The 7707-nt window shown below is 55.6% G+C and carries 7 protein-coding genes and 2 pseudogenes; 3 read left to right on the top strand and 6 right to left on the bottom strand.

Annotation, left to right across the window (positions count from 1 at the left end; genetic code table 11):
* Positions 1-43: 43 nt before the first annotated feature.
* The 4 genes from AWB78_RS49550 to AWB78_RS06785 form a co-directional block, all read right to left on the bottom strand.
* Positions 44-232 carry a porin gene (locus tag AWB78_RS49550; RefSeq protein ID WP_062603459.1) on the bottom strand — a complete coding sequence of 63 codons (189 nt, stop codon included), beginning with the start codon at positions 230-232 and terminating at the stop codon, positions 44-46.
* A 282-nt stretch (positions 233-514) separates the two neighbouring features.
* On the bottom strand, positions 515-1456 hold the full coding sequence (locus tag AWB78_RS06795) for an NAD(P)-dependent oxidoreductase (RefSeq protein WP_269768924.1): 942 nt from the start codon (positions 1454-1456) through the stop codon (positions 515-517).
* A gap of 350 nt (positions 1457-1806) precedes the next feature.
* Positions 1807-2130, bottom strand: a complete 324-nt coding sequence (locus AWB78_RS06790) for a carboxymuconolactone decarboxylase family protein (RefSeq protein WP_062603455.1) — start codon at positions 2128-2130, stop codon at positions 1807-1809.
* A gap of 110 nt (positions 2131-2240) precedes the next feature.
* The gene (locus AWB78_RS06785) at positions 2241-2564 is read right to left on the bottom strand and encodes a carboxymuconolactone decarboxylase family protein (RefSeq protein WP_062603453.1); all 324 of its coding nucleotides are present in this window, start codon (positions 2562-2564) and stop codon (positions 2241-2243) included.
* An 890-nt stretch (positions 2565-3454) separates the two neighbouring features.
* On the opposite strand from AWB78_RS06785, the pseudogene AWB78_RS45735 reads away from it, so the two are divergent.
* Positions 3455-3612 (top strand): annotated as a pseudogene (locus AWB78_RS45735) (isocitrate lyase); the annotation flags it as partial.
* A 396-nt stretch (positions 3613-4008) separates the two neighbouring features.
* Positions 4009-4436 (top strand): annotated as a pseudogene (locus AWB78_RS06780) (acetyl-CoA C-acetyltransferase); the annotation flags it as partial.
* An 86-nt stretch (positions 4437-4522) separates the two neighbouring features.
* On the opposite strand, the gene AWB78_RS06775 reads toward AWB78_RS06780, so the two are convergent.
* Together AWB78_RS06775 and AWB78_RS06770 are read right to left on the bottom strand one after the other, a co-directional pair.
* Positions 4523-5803 (bottom strand): MFS transporter, encoded by a 1281-nt coding sequence (locus AWB78_RS06775; protein WP_232477626.1) that lies wholly within the window; start codon positions 5801-5803, stop codon positions 4523-4525.
* Positions 5804-5892: 89 nt separating this feature from the next.
* Entirely contained in the window at positions 5893-6696 is an 804-nt protein-coding gene (locus AWB78_RS06770) for an SDR family NAD(P)-dependent oxidoreductase (RefSeq protein ID WP_062603450.1), read from the bottom strand.
* A gap of 392 nt (positions 6697-7088) precedes the next feature.
* Here AWB78_RS06770 and AWB78_RS06765 point away from each other — a divergent pair, with 392 nt between their 5' ends.
* A complete protein-coding gene (locus AWB78_RS06765; protein ID WP_062603447.1) occupies positions 7089-7607 on the top strand; it encodes a hypothetical protein in 519 nt (172 codons plus the stop codon).
* Positions 7608-7707: the final 100 nt, after the last annotated feature.

Raw genomic sequence — 7707 nt, 5'->3', positions numbered from 1 at the left:
GAAGCCCGTCAGGAAAGGCTGATGAAGTTGGCCGCCTGAGCTGCTAAGGCGTGTCCAAACAACCGGAGCCGGTACACCACCGACTTCCACCAAGCGCCCCGTTAGCCATGCTGTATTGCTGCTTTCCACCGGCATTGCTGTTGTACTGAAAGCCCTCATTCAGCATGCCATAGAGCGTCACCGCAGATTGGGCATGGGCCGCCAAGGGAACCGCGCCGCACAGGACTGCCATTCCGATGCTCGATACACAGAATGCGATGGTTGACTTGCCCATCCTGAAAGTGTTCGTGCGCTTCATCTTTCTTCTTCTCCTCTATTTCCAAAACAAATTGTGCTCAGATACGCTGAGATGATTGAATAATCGAATAGCTAAAGGGCAACCTTTTGTCGGACAAAGCACCGAGGCTAGATCACACACACGACGAGTTGAGGTTAGAACTTGCACGCGGGCCGACGGTGTCTCGGGAAGAATATCTGCCCATAAAACCAGGCTCTTTGCCATTCGACTTACATCTCAATTTACGCGGCTTTCGTAGTCCGAATTTTTTGGAACAAGCTTTGATCCGGAACACCTGTCTACCATCAAGGCTGCGGAATGAACCTGAGCATCCTTACCGAACTCATTGATGCAGATCTGGTAGAAATCGCGCGTGAGATTTCCAAACAGCATAGGCACGCCGGAATCACTTCCGAGCTCGCACGCCAACCGCACGTCTTTGTGCATCAGACCAAGGGTAAATCCAGAATAAAGATCGCCTTTCAGGATATGAGACGCCATAAACTTCTCGAGGAAAACGTTTCGCGCACCACCCGCGACGAGGATCTCACACGCCTTCTGTGGGTCTACCCCGTTCTTCACGGCGAGCGCCATCCCCTCAAAAGAGAGCAAACGCTGCGCTGCGGAGAGCATGTTGTTGACGAGTTTGATGACTTGTCCAGCCTGAGGCGCACCTGCGTGAAAAACGTTCTTGCTAATGGATGCGAGGATTGGTGATATACGCTCAAACTGCGGGGCATGTGCGCCGACCATAATCGCGATAGTGCCCGCCTCCGCCCCCTGAATGCCGCCACTGACCGGGGCGTCAATCAGTTCTGAACCTAGCGCCGCGATCTGGCGCGCCATCTCTGCCGTTGCCATCGGATCGCCGGTAGTCTGATCGACAATCATCGTTCCCCGTCTCAGCGCAGAGGCAATCCCACCCTCCCCGAAAAGCATCTCTCTAACGTGATTCGACGTAGGCAGACACAAGAAAATCGTGTCGCAAACTGAGGCCAGTTCCGCAAGGCTCGAACACGCTTTAGCACCAAGGTCGACGAGCGCTTCGACTGCGGTCGCGCTCAGGTCGTAAACATGCAACGAGTGCCGCAACAGAAGGCGGCGCGCGAGCGCGCCTCCCATGTTCCCCAAGCCAACATATCCTATGTTCACGCCATGTCTCCTCGAGAGCCGAAGCACTGCTCCCTTTCTGTAATCTACGAGGCGGTCCCGCGCTCCGAACAACTACCTGTTCGCCGCTCCTCGCAGGAATCATGGCGACAAGGTAAACATCAACAGTTTGAACGTCAACGATTAACCTTTTAACGTTAACCCGCGCTTTCTCGTTGATGAATGGAATCAGTAAGTTTCGAGTCAACGGATCGCAATAATTTCGCGACCGTACCGTGCGTTTGATCCATTCGGCTGTGCGAACGGTCACGCCAACGCGGTGCTCTGGCAAGCGTCGCGCCGCACGCCACGTCGCAACCGGTGTGTTGACCACGTCGTACCTAGCTTGAGGTAAGCCGACGAACTTGCCATCCCCTAGGTCAGTTGCTGGCCTCGTCAAAGACTTGAAGAGCAACTTTGAAGATGCTCAACGCAGCGGGCATGCCGACATAAACCGCGACCTGAAGAAAGCACTCTCGAATCTCCTCCTTCGTGAGTCCAATCTCAATCGCGATACGCATGTAGTTGGCAAGTTCTTCGGAACCGTTGAGCGCGGCGATCATCTCCAAATTCAGGCTGCTGCGACTACGACGGTCGAGTTCCGGACGGCCCCACGCCGCGCCCCAGCAAAACTCCGCGAGGAGCTCTTGCACCGGCATGCTGAAATCATCCGAGTTCTTCAGCAGATTGTCGACGACATCCATACCGGCGATCTCACGCCGTACCTTCGCGCCTTTTTCATACAGTTCCTGGTTCTTGACCGCGTCGCCGGGTCTCTAGATGAAAATTTGATCCCTGATGAGCGAACACCGCGCTACGACAGTAGCTCTTTGGCCTGCATCATCGCTGTCATTGCGTTCGGCCACCCGGCGTAGAACGCCATGTGGGTGATCATTTCAATGAGTTCTTCCTTGGTGACCCCATTGCTCAGCGCGCGGGGGAAGTGAGACTTCATTTGCTCGGGCTTACCCATCGCGACGAGGGCCGCACATGTGATAAGGCTGCGATCCCGCTTCGAGAGCTCAGGACGCTCCCAAATGTCGCCGAAGAGAACCGCGTCATTGAGTTCGACGATCTTGGGTGCGAACTCGCCGAATAGGCGTTTCGCCGGTGATTCGTTAGGCTTCTCGTTTTCCATGGCGTTTCTCTCACGTTGGTTGAATAGACGGTCGCGAACTTCGCGACCTGACCCAACCCGGTGGTGTCTTGATGTGTTGGACGGACTGCGGGGGCCACGTGGTCCAAGCGAAGGTGAAACCGACGCAAGTTGGCTTCGCCAGCACGTTCGCTCGATGAGCGGTCGATACATCGCGTTGCCGTATTCGAAAGCAACTGAGCCCGTTCGAACCCGCTGTATTGCGCACCGAACAGCTTGAACGCATCCCACGACGTCGAGTAACTACAGGGTTCGTGCACGCTGGCCTTCCAACACGGAGAGGTCCGAGTGACACAGGCCTGCGGCACGTATCTCGGCCAGAACTTCGCCTGGCCCAGTTGGGACCAGGCGAACCTCTTCAATCTGAGACGGGGCTTTCCGCAAATGCGTGTGGAAGCCCGTGTTTGTGCAGCACCCCTGCGTTCATCAGCATTAGTTCTCTCCGCGTCGAAGGGTTCGCGCGAGCCCGTCGGAACTCAAGGGCGATGAGCGGAAAGTTAGAGGAAACGGACTATATAGTCAATGGTTAACCTTATAGGTATGATCACCTAGTTTCTGATCGCCATGCGTATAAGCAAGGGTGTTCGCTAGCTTTCATCTCGACCAGATGTTTTCTGAATTCTGGATGTCACCACCTCAAAAATTCCACGATATGAAATTTCGCTGCAAATCACGCAATCTCATGCTGCATAGCACAAGTGCTCTGGTTGCAGCTTAAGAAAAGGCTTTTCATAATTCGAAATCACAGAATATCCGACTGTTTTTATTGATATTTTTCATCGATAAAGCATCCCGGACAACGCTTCCCATCATTCGACCGCATGCGTAGACTCTTATATAAGAGTTGACATCCCTTTTTGAGGGATGTGGGCGCTGCTGCCGAAAGAGGCTTCACGGCGGTCAAGTTCAGCGCGAAGTGGGCAGGGGCTATTTCGACGCAGTCACGCAGACGGTCGAGAGCGAAGCTTCGACCACCGCGCTGCACGGCTCGACGGAAGACGAGCAGTTCTTCGACGAAAAGGTTGCGTAAGACCTAAGGGTGAGCGATCGATCTCAAAAGGTCCCGCTCACCTTAGACCGGTTCGCGAATCGTCCCAAGCAAGCGAGACCATTTCGCAGCCCACTGTTCACGTAGTAGTAAGCTGGAGACTCATCATGTCACATGTTTATATAGAGCCATTGCCTAAGGGCTGTTGGGGTCCGATTGATGGTTACAGCCTTGAATTTCGCGACGGCGATAGGGTTACGCAGCAGGTCTACCGATCTGAAAGGCTTGCAATCAGTGAGATTAAGCTGCGCGGTTACGTGCCGCTTACTGCGAGGGTAAGGATTACGGACAAGAGCGAGCCTGCTCATTGGGAGTCGGTGTAACAAAGCCGAGGCAGAGCGGTTTCTGCCGCACCCCCACTCTGCAATAGCACGCAGATGTGGTGACGGTGCGGGGGTGGTCGTCGCGATGTCGGCGAAGAAGGCGGAGGCACTGGGTCTGACACCGCTCGCGCGCATCAAGGTGTACGCGAAGTCGGGTGTAGATTCGAAGTTGATGGGCATAGGTCCGGTGCCGGCATCGAAGCGCTGTTTGGAGCGCGCAGGCTGGAGCGTGAACGACCTCGACCTGATGGAAATCAACGAAGCGTTCGCGGCGCAGGCGCTGGCCGTGCACACGCAGATAGGCTGGGATCAGTCGAAGGTCAACGTGAACGGCGGCGCCATCGCGATCGGTCACCCGATCGGCGCGTCGGGCTGCCGGATTCTCGTCACGCTGCTGCACGAAATGCAAAAGGCGACGCGAAGAAGGGTCTGGCGTCGCTGTGCATCGGCGGCGGCATGGGGGTCGCGCATGCGGTCGAACGCACCCGACTAGCAAGGCGGATTACCAAGACATGCGGACGGCGACGACGTTCCGTCGGCCGCCCGCCTGCAGGACGATTCTCGCCGCTCTACTCAAGCGCAGAGTGCGCTGTTTCTCTGATCGATAGGAGGCCGGCGATGGAGATAATCGAGGTTCCAATGACGTAGTAGCTTGGGGAACTGAACGAGCCCGTCAACTTGATAAGAGTTTCAGAGGCCAGCGATGCGAAACCACCGAAGATTGCCGTGGTGAGCCCGAACCCGATGGACATACCGGTAGTGCGAAGATAGGTTGGAAACAGCTCCGCCATCGTGGTCGGACATACGCCTGAGAGGACCCCACAGACTGCGCCGCTAGCAATAACGCCTAGTGTGACCAAGGGAACGGAAGCGCTGGCGACGAACAGGCTGAAGACCGGATACGAGAGAAGCAGAACAACGAAAGAAGCGGCCAGCAGCAGCGGCTTTCTCCCTACCAGGTCGGACAAACGTCCAGCGCCTAATATGCAGACAATTTGCACAAAGAGCGCTCCAGAGTTCATCCACAAGGCAGTAGATGCGCTGATCTTTCCGTGCACGGTCAAAAACGACGGCACATAAATCAGAAACGTGTAAAACGCGACTACTTGGACGGAGGTGATGCATGCCGTCTTAAATCCGCGCGTCCAGACCGACGTGCGATGCACACGGACAGCAGATCCCCGGTCGACCACCGCCCCTTCGAAAATAGGAGTCTCTGCAACGTTTTTCCGCAAATAGAAGCCGAGCGGCGCAATTACGAGTCCGCCGATGAGAAACGGGACGCGCCAACCCCAACTGACGAGAGACGCAGGGGAGAGTCCACTTGCAAGCGCTGCAGCGAGCAGCGAACCGATGAAATTTCCGCTCACGGAACTGGCGTTGGAGAAGCTTCCGTAGAGTCCCCGACGATTCTGCGGCGCCCATTCCACCAAGAAGGCGATGACATTGCCAGTCTCGCCGCCCGCTGAGAAACCTTGAGCAAGTCTGCATATAACGAGGCAAACTGGTGCCCAGACGCCAATCTGTTCGTAGGTAGGCATGAGCGCAATAGCGAGCGTCGCAAACCCGATCATCGGCATTGAGATCATCAGCGCGAACTTTCGTCCTTTGATGTCGCCAAGTCGGCCGAAGAAGATTGCACCTAGTGGCCTCGCGACGAGACCAATACCGAAGACCGCGAACGCCGCAATCAACGCAGTGGACGCGTCTCCCGTAGGGAAGTAAAGCCTAGCGAGAATCGTTGCGAAGAACGCATAGGAGGAAAAGTCAAACCACTCAAGCATGTTCCCGATCACGGTCGAGACTACTGCTTTCGTCTCCATTGCTTCAAAGTTGCGGCTACTTTCCATCGATATTATTCCCATGTCTCCTCCCTTATATTTATGCGATACCACAGAAACAGATGCATCACCCAAGCGTCGATGAGCACCCTACCGGCCTAACGGCCGACTAGCGCCATGAGACTTTGGCCGAGGCCGCCGTCCACTAGGATGGTCTGCCCATTTACGTAATCGGAGCGGGCGCTGGCCAGAAAAGCGATGACATTCGCAAGATCTTGCGGCAAGCCGATTCGGCGCGAGGGGACCATATCTGCGCGCTTTTTTTCCGCTTCCGGTGTGGCGTAGTTCTTCGCACTCAAGGGAGTCTTTACGAAGCCCGGGGCTACCGCATTGCAGCGAACGTTATGATCGGCGAACTCCACCGCCATCTGCGCAGAGATCATGGATAGTCCGGCCTTGCTTGCGCTGTAGGCACCGCCGTTCGGTCGCGGAAAGAAGGAACAAATGGAAGCTACGTTTATGATGCTGCCTCGGTGGTTATGCATCATTCCCGCCGAGAACCCTTTTGTACACACCAAGGCGCCGGTCAGGTTCACATCAATTGCTCGCTGCCACTCGTGAAGTCCTATGTCTAGCAACGGCCCGGTCAGTTGGGTCGCCGCATTGTTCACAAGCACATCGCAAGGCCCAAACGCCCGAGTAACCTCAAGCGCTGCGGCGTTCACTTGGTCCATGCTGCTGATGTCGACCCTGCGCCCAATGGCTTGACCGCCAAGATCCGAGATGTCACTCGCGACCTTTTCTGCGTTTTCGCCATTCATGTCTAATACTGCGACAAGGGCTCCCGCTCTAGCGAGTTCGCGGGCGGCCTCCTCCCCGATCCCACCTCCACCACCCGTAACAACGCAAACTTGGCCCTGCAGTGCCAGCCAGTCGTAACTCGCTGAGGATATCTGTTCCACTTGTACCTGCCTCTCGTTCGGACAGCGTCTGACAGACGCTCATCGGGATGTTGGCGTGAGAGGATGGCTGCTTCCGACGTGCAACGCATTACGTAGCCACCGCGCAAGTCGTCGATCACCGCCGGCGCCCCTATGCAAAAAATTGATCGCTAGTAGACGCGAAATACGCGCTCGTTGGGGCCTACCTCGTATTCACCACCCTCCGCCCGAGTTAACGTAGCACCAAGACGCTAATAATGTCAATGGTTGATATTTAAAAACATTACGTTCCATGCAGAGCCACACACGCCCTATTTAAAGGACACAAAGACACGATTTCAAGTCGCCAAACGTGGTATATAATGGTTGATCTTTGATTTTGGCCCGCCGTCTCGCGCGGAGGGATCCCTTGTATGGCAGTCGCGCCGCAGAAATCAAGCTCACGGGAAATCGACGAGGAGCAGATCGATATGGGTGTGCAAGCGCCGCTTAGACTGCGAGGTGAAGACACGTACCTCTCATCTGCCGCGCTTGTCGAACTCTCCCTTCGAAATCATGTATGTTTCAGCCTGCTGCGAACAGAACATGGGATGGCGTTTCATCTCGGGACCATTGTCAGAACCATGTTTGCGTCGTTCTTTCTTTTCGAAGCGGGGCTCGGAAAAGGTGAGATGAACACCTTCACTGAGGTAGATATGACCCTGGGAGAGGTTGCGCTGCGTGTGCATGCCAACGGGCCCTGCAGTCTCAGCTTGGAAGCGGTGAATTCGACGGCGAAGCTGCTGAAGCTGTATGACAGCCAGCTACAAAGCTCCTCGTTGAAAGCCGTCATCGAAGCACACCAGCGGGCCGAGCAGAATTTTCGTAAGCCGACTCACGAGCGGCTATCTATTGCGGCGCTCGTTCAGCGATCACGAAGACGGTTTCGCTAATTTGCCTTCCATTCGCACAGCTCACTCGGATTGCCTGTTCTCTCAAACTGGGTGAAATTAAGCCGGCTTGTGCTCTCGTCCCCCGCTCGCTTCCACACCG

This window comes from Caballeronia calidae, from assembly GCF_900044055.2.
Taxonomy (GTDB): Bacteria; Pseudomonadota; Gammaproteobacteria; order Burkholderiales; family Burkholderiaceae; genus Caballeronia; species Caballeronia calidae.
The sequence above is the reverse complement of the archived record's forward strand: the minus strand, read 5'-3'. Positions and strand labels throughout refer to the sequence as shown.